Consider the following 16,478-nt stretch of genomic DNA (forward strand, 5'->3'; position numbering starts at 1 on the left):
GACGTATGACACCGCCCGCCTCGCGCGGGCGGTTGTCCTTCTGCCTCGGGAGTCCCGCTTTGCCCAACGCTTCCACGCCACGGACGCAGCAGAGCGCGTCCGCGTCAGCGATCACCTCAGCGACTGCCTCAGGGGCTACCTCTGCGACTGCGTCAGTGACTGCCTCACCGACCGCCTCTGGGTCTACCCCGCCGACTGCGTCAATGACTGCCTCTGGGTCTACCCCTCCGACTGCGTCAGTGACTGGCTCATCGTCCGCTTCGGGGGCTGCCGCGACTGCCACGACTGCCGGCACACTACCCAGTTACCCATCGGCCCGTTACGCGTGGTACGTCATTGCCGTGCTCTTCGCGGCCACCTTGCTGTCCCAGCTCGATCGCCAACTGCCCGCGCTGCTGGTGCGCCCTTTACGCAAAGAGTTCGGCATCTCGGATACGGCATTCAGTCTGCTGCAAGGCTATGCGTTCGCGATCTTTTACACGCTGGCCGGTTTGCCGCTTGGCCGTTTCGTGGATCGCGGCAACCGCCGCAATCTGATCTTCGTCGCACTGTTGTTCTGGGCCGCGGCGACCGCGCTGTTCGCGTTCGGCCAGAGTTATACGCATCTGCTGCTCGCGCGGGTCGGGGTTGGAATCGGCGAAGCCGTGCTCGCGCCGGCCGCCTATTCGCTGATCGCCGACTGCTTTGCACCGGCGCAGCGTGGCCGGGCGATCGCGGTCTATTACGTCTCGATTGCGATCGGCTCGGGCGCGTCATTGCTGCTCGGCGGCTGGTTGTTGGCGGCAATTCCGCCGCACGGTCTGGCGATTGCTGGTTTCGGCAGCATGCCGGCGTGGCGCCTCGCGTTTGTCGCGGCCGCGCTGCCCGCCGTGCCGCTTGCCTTGCTGTTGTTGATGACGGTGCGTGAACCGGCGCGCCAGGAAGTGACGATGGCAAGCGCTGGATTCGATGCGAGCGAGCATGCTTCCATCGGCGATTTCGCGCGTTATCTGCGCCTGCATGCCGCGACGTTTGCCCGTGTGCTGACTTACCCTGCCCTGCTGTCGGTCATCGGCTATGGCGCACTTGCCTGGGCGCCTGCGTTGTTCGAGCGCAGCTTCGGTATGCCGCCTTCGCGTTCTGGGCCGGTGCTCGGCCTGATCATTGCGATTGCAGGCGCGGGCGGCACGCTGGTATGCGGTTTTCTCAGCGATGCGTGGACCGCGCGCGGCATCACGGCGGCACGCTTTCGCGTCGCGCTGCTCGGTTCAGCGGTGTTCGCAATGCCATGCGTGCTGTGGCCGCTGATGCCGGACGCTCGTCTCGCGTTCGTGCTGCTGTTCGTCAGCGTGTTCGGCCTCGGCATTGCCCAGTCGGCGGCGCCTGCGGCGATTCAGGCGGTCGTGCCGAACCGGATGCGTGGTCAGGCCATTGCTCTGTATCTGCTGCTCGCTGGATTGCTCGGTATCGGCCTTGGACCGACCGCGGTCGCGCTCGTCACCGATCACGTGTTTCATCACGACGGCGCCTTGCGCTATGCAGTGGCGTGTACGGCGGCCCCCGCAGCACTGTTCGGATTGTGGCTGATTAGCTCGGGCGTCAAGCCCTATGCGCGAACGCTTGCCGCTTTGCACACCGCGCCGCAGCGTCGGTGAATGAAAACGGCGGCTAAGCGTGAGTGCTCAGCCGCCGTGTGACCATGATGCTCGTGATGATCCGCTTGCCCATTGCACTTGCCCATTGCACTTGCCCATTGCACTTGCCCATTGCACTTGCCTATTGCACTTGCCAATCGCACTTGCCAATCGCACTTGCCAATCGCACTCGCCAATCGCACTCGCCAATCGAACTTGCCAATCGCACTCGCCTATTCCCCACGCCCTAACCGGCCAATCGCGCGCATCGGCGAGAGCACCCGTTTCGCCCCAATCCGGTTACGCAGCACACCGATGCGCTCGATCTGCGCCTCGATCACATCCCCTGGTTGCAGGAAGCGGCCGTCCTCAAGCCCCACGCCGCACGTCGAGCCGGTAAAGACCAGGTCCCCCGGCCGCAACGCGATGCGCGCATCGACATAGTTCAGCAATTCATCGACCGGGAAAATCATCTGGTCGGTCGTATCGTGCTGACGCTCCTCGCCGTTGATGCGCAAGCTCAGCGTCACACACGGCTGACCCGGACCGCCGAATTCATCGAGGGTAGTGATCCACGGACCGATCGGTGCAGTGCTATCCAGCGCCTTCTGAGTGAACAGATCGAGCGAACCGAGCTGCTTGCCGGCATCGCGCGCGCTGATGTCATTGCCGACCGTATAGCCGAGCAGACAGGCGCTCGCCTGCGGTTCATCGCCGAACGCACGCGCGACGACCGCCACCAGTTCGACCTCGTAATCGAGCTGATTCGTGACGGCGGGATACTGAATCTCGCCGCCGGGCGGCACGAGCGCCGATGCCGGCTTGATATAGGCAAGCGTATGCGGCGGCGCCTGCTTGCGGCCGAGCCGCACCAGATGCGACAGATAGTTCAGACCGACGCCGAACACGCGAGCCCCGGGATTCACCGGCGGACACAACTGCAATTCGGCAAGCGGCAAACGGCGCGCATCGAGATCGAGCGCCGCGTCGCCCTGGTTCGCGACCACCGGCGCCCACACTTCGAATGGCGCACGAATACGCTGCACCTCGCGAGCGTTTTCATCGACCTGAGCCCAGAAACTCTCGCCCGCCGCGTCGCGGACTCTCGCGAGCTTCATGGCGAGGCCGGCTGACGTTTGGCGGCGAGAATCGCGAGACCCTCGGCATCCATCACTTCTTCCGGCGTGCGCACGCTCGGCCCGAGAATCGGACCGACCAGTTCGTGGCCCCACGTGCTCAGTTTTTCCGGATTCAGCTCGAAGCCGTCACCATGCCAAGGCTCGAGTTCGGTGATGATCTCGAACGCGAAACCGCCCGGCGAGAAGTGATAGAACGACACGTGCGGGTCTTGCGTGTGCTGGCCGAGCGTCATCATCATCGGTAGCTTGCGCTGCTTGACGATGTCGTAGGTCTCGCCCACGTCGCGCAGATTGTTCACAAAGAGCCCGATGTGCTGGATGCCCATCTTGTTCGGTCCGAGCCCGTACGCGATGTCGTGGCTCGTGCTGGTGTTCAGTTTCGAGCGATAGAACGCAGTCTTGCCCTTGCCCGCTCCCGCGCCGTAGTAGTGAAAACCCATCACCACGGTCAGAAAGTGTTCAAGCTCCGGCGGGAATTCCGGCGTGATCACCACGACATGACCGAGACCGCGCGCGCCGGCATTGAAGCCACCGTGCGGACGGCCTGGGATGAATGAGCGCGGCATCCATTTCTGCGAGTAGAACAGTTCGTGCTGATAGCCGACCGGATCGCGAAAACGCACCACGTCGCGCACGCCACGCAGTTCCGCGTCGCCTTGCGTTACTTCGACACCCGCTTCACGCAGCCGCGCGACAGCCGCCTGAAATTCGAGCTTGCCACGCGCTTCCCAACCGATATACGCGAGCCGGTCGACCTTGCCGGGATGAAACGCAAAACGGTGACGCCGGTCGTCCATGCGGAAGTACAGCGAATCGCGATCCGCTTCCGGCGATGCACCGATTTGCAAACCCAGCACTTCGGGGCCGTAAGTGCGCCACTCGTCCATGTTGGCCGTCTCGAAGCCGAGGTAGCCGATGCCGATAATATCCACGACGTCTCCTGATAATGTGTTCTCTCAGGCATGCACGGCGCCATTAAAGCGCGAGCATGCCGCCGTCCACGACGATGTCGGTGCCGGTGATGTACGAGGCCTCGTCCGATGCCACAAACAAAGCCGTGGCGACGATTTCCTCCGCTTCACCCGCGCGTTCCATCGGAATGCCGGCGAGCAGCATGGAGCGCGTGGCCGGGTTATCGAGGAACGGTTTGGTGCCGGGTGTGACGACCACGCCCGGACTGATGCTCACGGCGCGAATCCGATGCTTGACGCCTTCCACCGCAAGTTGCCGCGTCAGGGCGATCACGCCGGCCTTGGCTGCCGAATGCGCGCCGATGCCGGTCGCCGCCGAGGCACCCCACGCCGCCACCGACGAGATATTGACGATCACACCGCCTTGCACCGCGAGATGATGCCAGGCAAAGCGTGTCGGATAGAACACGATGTCCAGTTCATTGCGCAGCGTGTAACGCCAGTCGTCCACCGACATCTCGCCGATCGGACCGAAGCGTGCCGCCGACGCGTTGTTGTACAGAATGTCGATGCGGCCATAGGTGGCGAGCGCGTCTTCGATCCACGCCTGGGCCCCTTGCGGATCGCCCAGATCGACGCTGCCCGCGCCTGCCATGTCGAGACCCTCGTCGCGCAGCAGTGCGATGGTTTCCTGCTGCGCCGCCGCGTTCAAATCACAGCCGAACACCTTGGCGCCTTCGCGTGCGAAGCGCAGCGCGGCTGCCCTGCCCTGACCGCCGCCGGTGCCGCTGATCAGCGCGACCTTTCCTTCTAGCCGTCCCATGTGATGCGTTCTCCCGTTGGCTCAGCCGGCGATCGCTTCGACGCTTAGCGCCTCAGCGGGACAGGCGGCCGCGCCTTCGCGCGCGTCAGCCTCGAGTTCAGCGGGAATCGTTTCCGCCTCCAGATAAACGAGGCCGTTCTCGTCGAGCTTGTAGACCTGCGGACACAGTTGCGCGCACAGGCCATAACCGCAGCAGCGGCTCCGATCGGCGCTCACGCGCAGCACCACTGATGCCTTGATTTCCGAATTCATGTCTCCTCCTTTGGGCGCGTGGCCATGCATGGCCATTGGCTGGAAATTATATGCACAGAATATTAGAATGTGTTTATTTTATGGTCCGGGTTGACCCTGGCTGCAGGTCTTTGCGGAGGTGTCTGCTCACCGGCGAAGGCATCGTCGACCGTGCGTCTTTGATCGGGTAAGCCACTATGAACAAAGGCTTTGCGCCGGGACTATTCTGGCTACAGAATATAATGACTGTCTGTAGAACGATTCCAGAGCGATTCCGGAACACCGTGAACACCCTTTGGCGCCGCGTTTCTTACGGGCGAGGATAGAAAATGAACGGCACATGCCAGTGCCCGGACGGCAACCAAGAGACCGCCACCCATGACGACGAAGAAGAACACTGCTGTAAGCGAGTCTGCAGGAACCCGAGCGAGCGTGGCGCGCCGCTCTGCTGATCAAGCGCCGAAAAGCCGTGCCGCAACGAGCGCGGTAACCGTGAAGCCCGTTGCAAATGCAATCCGTATCCTGCGTTATCTCACGCAGACAGGTGCGCCGGAGCGAGCCGCCGACATCGCGCGGCATCTGTCGATCAATCCCAGTACCTGCTTCAATATTCTGCGCACACTCGTTGCTGAGGACGTGGTCGATTTCAATGCATTGTCAAAGACGTATTCGGCGGGCCTCGGCTTGGCGCGGCTGGTGGAGCAGCTGGTGACGCAGGGGCAGCGGCTACAGCTGGCTGCTCCGCCGATGCAGGATCTTGCCGCGGAGTTCGGCGTCACCGTGACCTTGTGGCGCCGGCTCGGCGCTGACCGGATCGTGCTGGTGAGTTCCGAATCGAGTCCGACGGATTTGCACATCGATATGCCGGCCGGCCAGCGGCTGCCGATTTTGATGGGCGCCAGCGGGCGCCTGTTCGCCGCGCGCCTCGGGCTTACCGATGAACAGTTGCGCGAAGAATTCGAACAGCTGCGTTGGGCGCGGCCGATTTCACTCGAGACCTACGTGCGCGAAGTGAATCGCGCGCGGCGGCGTGGCTGGGCCAGTGACGATGGGTACTTCGCTACCGGCGTGATGGCGATTGCCGCTGCTGTCTGTGACAAGAGCGATAACATCGCGTTTACCGTGTCTACGGTCATGATTCGGGGGGACCGTGGGGAGGCGCAAGTGGAGGCGCTCGGCGAGGCCGTTCGCGATCTGGCTCACCGGTTGGAATCGGTACTGTTCTGATTTTTTCTTCTCATTCGGGCGCGATGGCTGTGCGCCCGAAGCGTTTGCGTTTTCGCGCTGCAATTCGTTCGGCGCGACGGCACGCATCTGCATCGCCGGCGTTCGCTTGACGCATCGGCATCTCTTTCAACGTATCAATCCGCATTCGCACGAGGTGTAGGGGTTCGAGTCCCCCACCTCGCACCGCCTTTGCCTCCGACGGCACTCTCCGCACGCAAACTTAACAAAGCCCTATGCCGCGTAGCGTGCGGACAGCGCGCGCCGCTGGCGGAAATCCCGTCTTCCTTCTCCCTGTAAACCCTAAAAACGCCTCGTCAGAGACATATAAGTGAACATTATCGTTGATTGTGTTCAACTTGTTATCTACTATCTCAGTACCAACTCGCTCCAAACCCGGCTCGCCGAATCGCAGGTGAGCCCTTCACTACGGGGACCCCCGATGAAACTGGAAGACCTCATTCTCGTCAGCGTAGACGATCACGCGATCGAGCCGCCTAACGCATTCGCACGCCACATGCCCGCCAAATACAAGGGCCGCGAACCGAAAGTCGTGCAACGCAGTGGCCGCGATGTTTGGGAATTCGAAGAAAAAGCCACCGGCTACATGGGCCTCAATTCCGTCGTGGGCCGGCCGAAAGAAGAGTACGGCATGGAACCGCTCGGCTACGAGCATATGCGCCGCGGCACCTGGGACATTAAAGCCCGCGTCGACGACATGAACGCCAACGGCGTCCTCGGCTCGCTGTGCTTCCCGACTTTCCCCGGCTTCGCGGGTCAGCGCTTTCAGGCCTACGCGGATCGCGGCGTCTCGCTCGCAGCCATCCAGGCGTACAACGACTGGCATCTGCACGATTGGTGCAACGCCGCACCGGGCCGCTTCATGCCGCTGATGATCGCGCCGTGGTGGGACCCGCAAGCGGCCGCGGCCGAAATCGAACGGATGGCCAAACAGGGCGTGCACGCCATCTCGCTTTCGGACAACCCCTCGCTGCACGGCTACCCGTCGATCCATAACGACCACTGGGATCCGGTTTACAAAGCCTGTGCGGACAACAACGTGGTGATCTGCTGCCATATCGGCACCGGTGCGAAAGCCGACCACGCTTCCGACGAATCGCCGATCGACGCATGGATCACCTCCATGCCGATCTCGATCGCGAATTCGGCCGCGGACTGGATCTGGGGGCCGATGTGGAAGAAATACCCGACGCTGCGCATGGCGCTCTCGGAAGGCGGCATCGGCTGGATTCCGTATCTGCTGGAGCGCGCTGATTTCACGCACCGTCACCATCACGCGTGGACCATGTCGAACTTCGGCGGCAAGATGCCAAGCGATATCTTCAACGAGCACATCATCACCTGCTTCATCGAAGACCAGTTCGGCCTGAAGAACCTCGATTCGATCAACCTCGACAAGGTCACCTGGGAATGCGACTACCCGCACTCCGACTGCACGTGGCCGAATTCGGCCGACGTGTTCTGGGAACAGGCACAAGCGCAAAACGTGTCCGATGAAGTGATCAACAAGATCACTCACCTGAATGCGATGCGCGAGTTCTCCTACGACCCGTTCTCGATCCTCGGCCGCGAAAATTGCACGGTCGGTGCACTGCGTGCCAAGGCCACGCACGTGAGCGTCGAACCCGCGCTCGGCATGGGCGGCGCCGCGCCGGTGCGCGATCCGAACAAGCCGGTGACCTCCGGTGATATCAACCGTATGTTCGCCGCGGCCGACGCACAGGCCGCGCTGTAAAGCGGTCCACTCACGCCGCGGCAGCCCATCGCCGCGGCGTTAGCAACACAGACCGGGCCGCGCTGCACGTATCGGCTTCGTGGTTCAGGCGAGCTATGCGGCCGGTGTGACCTGCCGACTGTGCTCGAATGCGCTCGACGTCCTCGGCCATGATCGGCGCAGCCCGGTGCCCGCTACCTGCGTTCCATCCGAACTATGTCCGCTACCGCCTTCCGCTATCACCGCATTCCCACCGACGCCGAGCCGCTGCGCGAGCAGGTGCGCGCGTTCCTGACCGACGCCTTGAAGACGCGCTCGCCGCTCAAGCGTGCCGAATCTTGGATGGGCGCCGATCCGGCGTTCAGCCGCGAACTCGGCCGGCGCGGCTGGCTCGGTATGGCGCTGCCCAAACGCTATGGCGGCAGCGAGGCCGGCCCGTTTGCGCGCTATGTCGTGATCGAGGAACTGCTCGCGGCTGGCGCGCCCGTCTCGGCGCACTGGATCGCCGATCGCCAGAGCGGTCCGCTGCTTCTGCGCTACGGCACCGAAGCGCAGCGCGAGCGCTATCTGCCGGCGATTTGCCGCGGCGAAAGCTATTTTTGCATCGGCATGAGCGAGCCGAATTCCGGTTCGGACCTCGCGTCGATCCGCACCCGTGCCGAACGCAAAGGCGACGGCTGGGTGCTCAATGGCCACAAACTGTGGACCACCAACGCGCATTACTCGCACTACATGATCGCGCTCGTGCGCACCGGCGAAAAATCCAGCGCGCGGCACGAGGGCATGTCGCAATTCATCATCAACCTGAAAGCGCCGGGTGTCACGACCCGCCCGATCCGCGATCTGGCCGGCGGCGAGCATTTCAACGAAGTGTTCTTCGACGACGTCCAACTCGGCGCCGATGCGCTAGTGGGCACCGAGGGCCACGGTTGGGACCAGGTCACCGCTGAACTCGCGTTCGAGCGCAGCGGACCCGAGCGCTTTCTCAGCAGCATTGCGTTGCTGCATACCCTGATCGATGCGATCGGCCGCCGCCCCGATGCCTTGCAGGCACGCGAGATCGGCCGGCTGACAGCGCGGCTCTTCACGTTGCGGCAGATGTCGCTCTCTGTCACGGCAGAACTTGCGGCCGGGCAAAACCCCGCGTGGGCTGCCTCGTGCGTGAAGGATCTCGGCACGACCTTCGAACAGGAGATTCCCGAAGTCGCGCAATTGCTGCTCGATACGCTGCCTGGCACCGGCGGCGGCAGCGACCATGCACAAGTACTCGCCTATCTGATGCAGATGGCGCCTTCCTTTTCCCTGCGCGGCGGCACGCGCGAAATCCTGCGCGGCATCATCGCGCGCGGACTTGGACTGCGGTAATCGTCATGAGAGAAATTTTCGAATCCACCATCGAGCGCCTGCTCGGTGACATCGTGACTCCCGAGGTGCTGCGCGACACTGAAGCAGGCGCCTGGCCGGCGCCTTTGTGGAGCGCCATCGAAGAATCTGGTTTTGCCGTGGCGGCCGCTTCCGAAGCCCAAGGCGGCGCCGGCGCGAGCTGGGCCGACCTGTTCGTCGTGGTGCGCGCAGCGGGCCGTCACAACCTGCCCTTGCCGCTCGCCGAAACGCTGCTGGCCAATGCGCTGCTCGGCGAATGTGGGCTCGAAGCAATCAACGCGCCGCTCGGCATCGCGGGTGGCGGCTCGGTGACGCTGCAGCAGGGACGCGTGAGCGGCACGCTGCTGGACGTGCCCTGGGGCCGTCACGTTGGCCACGTGGTTGCGATCACCGCGGGCAAGGAGCCCACCCTCGTGCTGCTCGACGCGGCCGATGCACGGGCGACATTGCGCTTGAACACGGCCGGCGAACCGCGTGACGATCTGCATTTCGAGCGCGCCGCCTGCGTGAGTTGCGTGCCCTTACCCGCCGATCTGCAAACCGACGCGCTGCAGTTGGGCGCGGCGATGCTGCGCAGCGCGCAGATCGCGGGCGCATTGCAGGCCGTGCTCGACCAGACGATTCTCTATGCCACCGAGCGCGTGCAGTTCGGCAAACCGATCGGCGCATTTCAGGCGCTGCAACACCAGATCGCCGTCCTCTCCGAACATGCCGCAGCGGCCGCGGTGGCCGCGGAGTGCGCGTTCAGCTCATCGCTCGATGGCGCCGGCGGCTTCGCCGCGCTGCCGATCGCCGCAGCGAAAGTGTGCAGCACCGAGGCGGCGAGTTTCGCGGCAGCAGCGGCGCATACGGTACATGGCGCGATCGGCTTCACCCATGAACATGCGCTGCATCACTCGACGCGGCGGCTGTGGTCATGGCGCAGCGAATTCGGCAACGCAACCGTGTGGGCCCAGCGGTTGGGCGCCGCTGTGTGTGCGGCCGGCTCGGCCGGATTGTGGCCAGCGCTGACCGCAGGGCGCCTCGCGCCGCTCGATCGCCCCGCCGTGGCGGCGCCGTTGCAAGGAGTCGCGGCATGAGCGAAACCTTCCTCAACGTCGAACGAGACGGCGCTGTCCTGACCGTGTGGCTGAACCGTCCTGAAACGCGCAATGCACTATCTGAACCCGCGCAAATGGATGAGCTGGTCGATCTGTGCCAGCAGGTGCGCCGTGATCGCACGATCAAAGCACTCGTATTGACCGGCACCGGCAGCGCGTTTTGCGCCGGCGGCAACGTGAAAGACATGCGCGAGCGTGGCGGCATCTTCGCCGGTTCGCCGCACGAAGTGCGCGACAGCTACCGCAATACGATCCAGCGCATCCCGCTCGCGCTGTATGAGCTCGACGTGCCGGTGATCGCCGCCATCAATGGTCCTGCGATCGGCGCGGGGCTCGATCTCGCCTGCATGTGCGACATCCGCATCGCATCGGACAAGGCGCTGTTCGCGGAGAGCTTCGTGAAAGTCGGCATCGTGCCGGGCGATGGCGGTGCATGGCTGCTGCCGCGCGTGATCGGCATGCAGCGCGCGAGCGTGATGTCGTTCACCGGCGACACGATCGATGCGGCCAAAGCGCTCGAATGGGGACTGGTGGCTGAGGTCGTCGCCGCTGACGCGCTGGTCGCACATTCCCAGGCCATGGCGCAACGCATCGCGGCCAACCCATCGCATGCGTTGCGCCTGACCAAACGGCTCTTGCGCGAAGGCCAGCATATGCGGCTCGATTCGTTGCTGGAGTTGTCCGCCGCCTATCAGGCGCTCGCGCACCACACCGAAGACCATCTGGAAGCGGTCAACGCGTTTCTCGACAAACGGCCACCACGCTACATGGACAAATGACCGCGCAGATACGTCACGCGCATTAGACCGACCCCACTCCATCCAAACGCAGAGCGACAATCGCAGGACATGACCATGCGGACCGTTTTCAGGGAAGACCACGAATTATTTCGCGAGCAGGCCCGGCGCTTTATCGAAACCGAGATCGTGCCGAATCTGCACGCGTGGGAACAGGCCGGCATCGTGCCGAAATCGCTCTGGCGCAAAGCCGGCGAAATCGGTCTGCTGTGCTCGACCGTGCCCGAGGAGTACGGCGGCAGCGGCGGCGACTTCTGCCATTCCGCAGTGATGATCGAGGAACTGGCGCGCGTCAATGCCACGGCCATCGGTTTTACGACACACTCGGAGATCGTCGCGCCCTACCTCGTCGCGTATGGCAGCGAAGAACAGAAACAGCGCTGGCTGCCGCGCATGGCGAGCGGCGAACTGATCGGCGTGATCGCGATGAGCGAGCCCGGCATCGGCAGCGATCTGCGTTCAATGCGCACCGGCGCACGGCGTGAAGGCGACCAATACGTGATCAACGGGCAGAAGACGTTTATCACCAACGGCGGCAACGCCGGCCTGATCGTGACCGCTACCAAGCTCGATCCGCAATCGCGCGATCTCACGCTGATCTGCGTCGAAGAAGACACGGAAGGTTTTTCCAAAGGCAAGCTGCTGGAGAAAATCGGGCTGAAAGGACAGGACACGTCCGAGCTCTTTTTCGACAACGTGCGCGTGCCGGCCGGCAACCGGCTCGGTGAAGAAAACAAAGGCTTCAGCTATCTGACCCATCAGCTCGCATGGGAACGCACCATCATCGGGATTCGCGCGGCGGCCTCGATCGAGGCGTTGCTCGAGGAGACCATCCAGTACACCCGTGACCGGCGCGTATTCGGCAAACCCGTGTTCGACTTTCAGAACACACGTTTCAAGCTGGCCGAAGTCAAGGCGCAAGCCACCATGCTGCGCGCCTTCGTCGACGACTGCCTCGGCCGCGCGATGCGCGGCGAACTGACCGCCGAAGTCGGCGCGATGTGCAAACTGGTCGGCTCCGAATTGCAAGGCAAGCTGCTCGACGAAATGCTGCAATTGCACGGCGGATACGGCTATATGAGCGAGTACCGGATCGGCAAGGCATGGGTGGATGCGCGAGTGGCGCGAATTTACGGCGGCACTTCGGAAATCATGAAGGAAATCATCGGCCGGTCGCTATAGGGCTGCCATTCACATTGCACGCAGACCCGCGCGAATCGAAAACCGGCGCTTCAACCACGCTATACAGGAGATGACCATGCCCAAACTCTCATACATCATGCACGACGGCACGCGCACCGACGTCGACGCAGCCGTTGGCGCGACGGTGATGCAAAGCGCGCTCGAACGCAACATCGCCGGGATCAGCGGCGACTGTGGCGGCGCATGCCAATGCTGCACCTGCCACGTGTTTGTCGAAGAAGCGTGGCAAGACAGATTGCCGCCGATCGACGATATGGAAGACGCGATGCTCGACAGCACCGCCGAGCCGCGCCGTGCCAATAGCCGTCTGTCGTGCATGCTGACCATGAACGCGGAACTCGACGGTCTTGTCGTGCACCTGCCCGCCTCGCAGATCTGAGCGAGCATCCTCGTGGCAGTAAAAAAGGCGACCTGCTACGGGTCGCCTTTTTTATCCATCAACGGTCATTCCCGTCAATCCCAGATCACATGCAACGCGTGCGGGCCACGCAATTGGGCACCGACGATCTGCGGCTTCGGCATATCCGGATCGAGCCGCAGGTTCGGCAGCAGGTCGAGGATGGTATTCACCGCCACCGCGAGTTCGACCTTGGCGATGAACTGCCCGATGCACATGTGCGGACCAAAACCGAAGCCGAACGACGGTTTGAGCTTGCGATCAATATCGAAGCTCTCGCTGTTCTCGAACACCTCTTCATCGCGATTCGCCGACGACACGATACATTGCACCATCGCGCCCTTCGGAATGCTGAAGCCGCCGATCTCCGTGTCCTGCGCCGCCTGGCGTACCTTGAACGTCGCCACCGGTTCGAACCGCACGGCTTCGTCGATCGCTTTCGGCACGAGGCTGCGATCCGCACGCACCCGCTCGAGGAGCTCGGGCCGCTCCAGCAACGCCACCATCAGCGAGCCGAAGGTGCGCGTGGTGGTCTCACCCGCCGCCGGCAACAATGAGCGCACGAAAGTCGCCACCTCGTGGTCATCCAGAGAGCGTCCTTCGTACTCCGCGCGGATCAGCCGGCAAATCAGATCGTCGCCATGCGCGCCGTTCTTACGCACTTCGGTGACTTCGAGCTTGACCGCATCGTAGAGGGCCTGGGCGGCCTCCATCGCCGCTTTGCGCGCCAGCGCGGCTTTTTGGGCATCGACCTGCGGGCCCGCCAGAATCGCCAGCGCCCACGCAGCGTATTGCTCGATCTGTTCGGGACGATTGTCGGGAAAGCCAATCAGCGAATAGATCAAACGGATCGGGAAATGCAGGCCGAAGTCCATCAGATCGGCGCGGCGCTTCGGCATCATCGGCTCGATATATTCGCTGCGCACGATCGGCGCCATTTTCGTCTCACGCCAGCGGTTCACCACATCCGGCATGAAGACCGGTTGCAACAGCGAACGCGCGCGGCGATGCGCTTCGCCGTCCATGCCGGTCAGGATCAGTCCGTCGAAGAACGCGCCGAGTCCTTCGGCGATAAAGCCGCTCGTGAAGTGGGTGGCATCGCGCAACACCGACATCACGTCCTTGTACTTGAACAGTGTAAACGTGGGCCGGTTCGCGTCGAGACCGGCAATGTTCGGCACGCCCAGGCGCGCCATGAAGTCTTCCGCAATGACCGGCGAGTTGCGGCGCATGTCGCGATAAATCGCGTGCAGATCGACGTCGCTGCCTTTGTAGTTGTCCGCGACGCCCGCGAAGGCGCTCTCGAGCGAAGTTGCTGCGGCGGGTGTGCTCATGCCTGTCTCCATCGTTGATATTCGGCGCGCGGACTTAGGGATCAGCCTGATAACCGTTTGACCCGCGGTCAGCGCATTATATTGAACAGATTTGTCGATTGTGATCCACTTAAGACATGGAGGCAAGACAAAAGGCGCGCACTGCGATCGACGCAAACGCCCATGCACCCTGACAACAAAAAGGACGGAGACACATGGCAACAGAAAAGACTTATGACGCGTTGATCGTCGGTGGCGGCCACAACGGGCTATCCGCGGGCTGCTATCTGGCCGAGGCCGGCAAGAAGGTGCTGGTGCTCGAAGCACTCGACAAGGTGGGCGGCATGGCTTCGTCGGGCTATCTGCTGGAAGGCGCGCCACAGCACATGGTTCATCCGTGTGCGCTCGACATGATGTCGATGCGCGTGCATCCGCGCGTGCCCGCAGAATTGCAGCTCGAACGGCACGGCTTTCGCCAGATCGAACTGACGCCGGGTTACGTTTATTTGCATCCGGATGGCACGTCGCTGGTGTTCTGGCGCGATCCGGAGAAAACCGCGGCCGAGATTCGCCGCTATAGCCCGAAAGACGCCGACGCGTTTCTCTCCTTCATCAAGGTCGTGTTCGCCTTCATCGACATGGCGGTTCCGATGATGCGCGTCGACCCGGCGGATAAAAACCTCGGCGCAAAATTCGAGGCCTTCAAGGCGGCGCTGCGCAATCGCAAGCTGAAACCCGAACTGATGGCGCTGCTCACCGGCTCGGCGTATCAGGCCGCACAGGAGCATTTCGAACACCCGGTGACGATCTCCGCGATGTGTTGCCTGACCGGCCTCGCCGGTCCCATCACGGCTGACGGCAGCGGTATCTATTACGCGCTGCTTGGCTTTTTGCACCGCTTCGGCGTGGGCCGTGTGGTAGGCGGCATGCAGACGCTGTCCAACGCGATGGCCGCACGGCTGCGGGAACTGGGCGGCGAAGTGATGACCTCGGCAAGCGTCGCGGAGATCATCGCGGACGACCACGCTGCGCGTGGCGTACGTCTCGCCGACGGCCGCACGTTCTATGCACATGCGGTCATCGCGAGCTGTCATCCGAAGGTCGCGCTCGAACTGGTCACGCCCGGCCGGGTCGAAAAGCGCCTGTTGACGCGCATGGCGCATGCACCGGCCAATGCGCACGGCGCGTCGCCGCTGAAGATCGACATGGCGCTGCGCGGCCAGATATCGCTCAAGCGCTTCGAGGCGAAACGCGGCGACGGTCTCGATCTGCGCAAGACCTGCCTGCTGATCGGCACCACCGAGGCCGTGCTGGAAAACTTCCGTGCGTCGGCGCGTGGAGAAGTCCCCACCTTGCCCTATCTGACGATCACCGCGCCGAGCGCTGTCGACCCGTCACAGGCGCCTGCCGGACAGGACACGGTGTATCTTTACCCGCCTGCCATGCCGACCCAGCCACGCGAAGGCTGGGATGCGATTCGCGAACGCGTGACGCAGCAGGTGATCGACCAGGCGAGCGAGTATGTGGACGGCCTGAAAAAGTTCGAGATTGCGCGCCGCATGGAGGCGGCGCCGGACTTCACGCAGCGGCTGAACACCGTCAACGGTTGCGTGGTGCATATCGACACCAGCACGATGCGCTCGAACAAATTCCGGCCTGCATATGGGCTGGGGGGCGCGACGTTGCCGGTGCGCGGTTTGTACTTTGGGGGCGCCGGCATTCATCCGGGCGGCGGCGTGAACGGCATGCCGGGCCGCATCGCCGCGCAACGCGTGCAACGCTACCTCGGCAAAGCCGAGCGGCGCGGTACGAACCAATCAAGCTTCGTGATGGCGATTCTTGCCGCGTGGGGCGTCTGCTAAAGCCGTCAACGCCGGCCGCTTCAGCGGTGGCCGGTCGCTGGCAAGCAACGTGGACAGCACGAAGTCCACTGAGAATTCACGCCACGCCGCCGCGCCCGCGGCGGACGTCGTATCGAAACCCGCGACCGCGGACACGGTGTAGTGATTGGTGAAGCCGCCGGTAGTCAGCAGCGCGCACGCGGCGTAGAACATGCGCGCATCCACGCCGTCACGAAACTCGCCGCTTGCCGCCCCGCGCTGCAGGATACGCTCCATCTGCGCGACCAGCGCGGGCGCCAGATCGACGAAACGGTTGCGTTCGACGGGATGCGTGTTGTGCTCGTGAAAGCGCAGACTTTCCTGCGCCAATGAGCCGAGCGTCGGATCGAGCCGGTATTGATCGATCGCGTGTTGCAGAAAAACCCGCAATGCTTCCACCGGCGGCAGGTGATCGAGTTCGAGCGCCAACAGATCGGCCAGCACGTCTTGCGCGGACTCGTCGAGCACGCTGGCGAACAACTGTTCCTTGCTGCTGAAATAGTGATAGACGAGCTGCTTGGTCACGCCCGCTGCCCGCGCGATATCGTCCACACGTGCGCCCGCGAGGCCCTTCTCCGAAAACGCCAGACGCGCCTCTTTCAGCAGACGGCTGAGCGTGGCTCGCTTGCGTGAGGGCGAGGCGAGTGCCGCGGATGTGGAAGGCGCGGCGGTATCGGTAAGCGTCGAAGGCATGGATAGGCGGCACACGATGCAGGAAAAACGAAGCAC

At 63.2% G+C, this 16,478-nt stretch carries 15 protein-coding genes; 9 read left to right on the forward strand and 6 right to left on the reverse strand.

The genetic code is table 11. The features are described from left to right. The first annotated feature begins 239 nt into the window (after positions 1 to 239). Positions 240 to 1,634 (forward strand): MFS transporter, encoded by a 1,395-nt coding sequence (locus tag HHL24_RS07315; RefSeq protein ID WP_329606599.1) that lies wholly within the window; start codon positions 240 to 242, stop codon positions 1,632 to 1,634. 212 nt (positions 1,635 to 1,846) lie between these two features. Here HHL24_RS07315 and HHL24_RS07320 read toward each other — a convergent pair whose 3' ends face one another. The 4 genes from HHL24_RS07320 to HHL24_RS07335 are packed head-to-tail and all read right to left on the reverse strand — an operon-like array spanning position 1,847 to position 4,738. Beyond that, a complete protein-coding gene (locus tag HHL24_RS07320; protein ID WP_169484830.1) occupies positions 1,847 to 2,731 on the reverse strand; it encodes a fumarylacetoacetate hydrolase family protein in 885 nt (294 codons plus the stop codon). Continuing rightward, positions 2,728 to 3,684, reverse strand: coding sequence for a VOC family protein (locus tag HHL24_RS07325; protein ID WP_169484831.1), 957 nt, complete (start codon positions 3,682 to 3,684; stop codon positions 2,728 to 2,730). Before HHL24_RS07325 ends, HHL24_RS07320 begins: the two co-directional genes overlap by 4 nt. A 43-nt stretch (positions 3,685 to 3,727) precedes the next feature. After that, a complete protein-coding gene (locus HHL24_RS07330) occupies positions 3,728 to 4,486 on the reverse strand; it encodes an SDR family NAD(P)-dependent oxidoreductase (RefSeq protein ID WP_169484832.1) in 759 nt (252 codons plus the stop codon). Between the two features lie 21 nt (positions 4,487 to 4,507). Continuing rightward, positions 4,508 to 4,738, reverse strand: a complete 231-nt coding sequence (locus HHL24_RS07335) for a ferredoxin (protein WP_097392617.1) — start codon at positions 4,736 to 4,738, stop codon at positions 4,508 to 4,510. A 471-nt stretch (positions 4,739 to 5,209) separates the two neighbouring features. On the opposite strand from HHL24_RS07335, the gene HHL24_RS07340 reads away from it, so the two are divergent. The 7 genes from HHL24_RS07340 to HHL24_RS07370 all read left to right on the forward strand — a co-directional run bounded on the left by HHL24_RS07340 (position 5,210) and on the right by HHL24_RS07370 (position 12,538). After that, complete coding sequence (locus HHL24_RS07340; protein ID WP_329606600.1) at positions 5,210 to 5,944, forward strand: IclR family transcriptional regulator; 735 nt, start codon at positions 5,210 to 5,212, stop codon at positions 5,942 to 5,944. Between the two features lie 439 nt (positions 5,945 to 6,383). Next, the gene (locus HHL24_RS07345) at positions 6,384 to 7,697 is read left to right on the forward strand and encodes an amidohydrolase family protein (protein ID WP_169484834.1); all 1,314 of its coding nucleotides are present in this window, start codon (positions 6,384 to 6,386) and stop codon (positions 7,695 to 7,697) included. A gap of 195 nt (positions 7,698 to 7,892) precedes the next feature. Next, a complete protein-coding gene (locus HHL24_RS07350; RefSeq protein ID WP_169484835.1) occupies positions 7,893 to 9,041 on the forward strand; it encodes an acyl-CoA dehydrogenase family protein in 1,149 nt (382 codons plus the stop codon). A gap of 5 nt (positions 9,042 to 9,046) precedes the next feature. Continuing rightward, positions 9,047 to 10,138, forward strand: coding sequence for an acyl-CoA dehydrogenase family protein (locus tag HHL24_RS07355; RefSeq protein WP_169484836.1), 1,092 nt, complete (start codon positions 9,047 to 9,049; stop codon positions 10,136 to 10,138). After that, entirely contained in the window at positions 10,135 to 10,938 is an 804-nt protein-coding gene (locus tag HHL24_RS07360) for a crotonase/enoyl-CoA hydratase family protein (protein ID WP_169484837.1), read from the forward strand. The genes HHL24_RS07355 and HHL24_RS07360 overlap by 4 nt, the downstream gene beginning before the upstream one ends. Before the next feature lie 75 nt (positions 10,939 to 11,013). Next, positions 11,014 to 12,138 carry an acyl-CoA dehydrogenase family protein gene (locus HHL24_RS07365; protein WP_169484838.1) on the forward strand — a complete coding sequence of 375 codons (1,125 nt, stop codon included), beginning with the start codon at positions 11,014 to 11,016 and terminating at the stop codon, positions 12,136 to 12,138. 76 nt (positions 12,139 to 12,214) lie between these two features. Continuing rightward, complete coding sequence (locus HHL24_RS07370; protein WP_169484839.1) at positions 12,215 to 12,538, forward strand: 2Fe-2S iron-sulfur cluster-binding protein; 324 nt, start codon at positions 12,215 to 12,217, stop codon at positions 12,536 to 12,538. A gap of 74 nt (positions 12,539 to 12,612) precedes the next feature. On the opposite strand, the gene HHL24_RS07375 is transcribed toward HHL24_RS07370, so the two are convergent. Beyond that, positions 12,613 to 13,890 (reverse strand): cytochrome P450, encoded by a 1,278-nt coding sequence (locus HHL24_RS07375; protein WP_169484840.1) that lies wholly within the window; start codon positions 13,888 to 13,890, stop codon positions 12,613 to 12,615. Positions 13,891 to 14,084: 194 nt separating this feature from the next. On the opposite strand from HHL24_RS07375, the gene HHL24_RS07380 reads away from it, so the two are divergent. After that, positions 14,085 to 15,731, forward strand: a complete 1,647-nt coding sequence (locus tag HHL24_RS07380; protein WP_169484841.1) for a phytoene desaturase family protein — start codon at positions 14,085 to 14,087, stop codon at positions 15,729 to 15,731. On the opposite strand, the gene HHL24_RS07385 is transcribed toward HHL24_RS07380, so the two are convergent. Continuing rightward, positions 15,687 to 16,442 (reverse strand): TetR/AcrR family transcriptional regulator, encoded by a 756-nt coding sequence (locus tag HHL24_RS07385; RefSeq protein ID WP_169484842.1) that lies wholly within the window; start codon positions 16,440 to 16,442, stop codon positions 15,687 to 15,689. The genes HHL24_RS07380 and HHL24_RS07385 overlap by 45 nt on opposite strands. Positions 16,443 to 16,478 lie beyond the last annotated feature (36 nt).

The organism is Paraburkholderia polaris, from assembly GCF_012927345.1.
Classification (GTDB): Bacteria; Pseudomonadota; Gammaproteobacteria; order Burkholderiales; family Burkholderiaceae; genus Paraburkholderia; species Paraburkholderia polaris.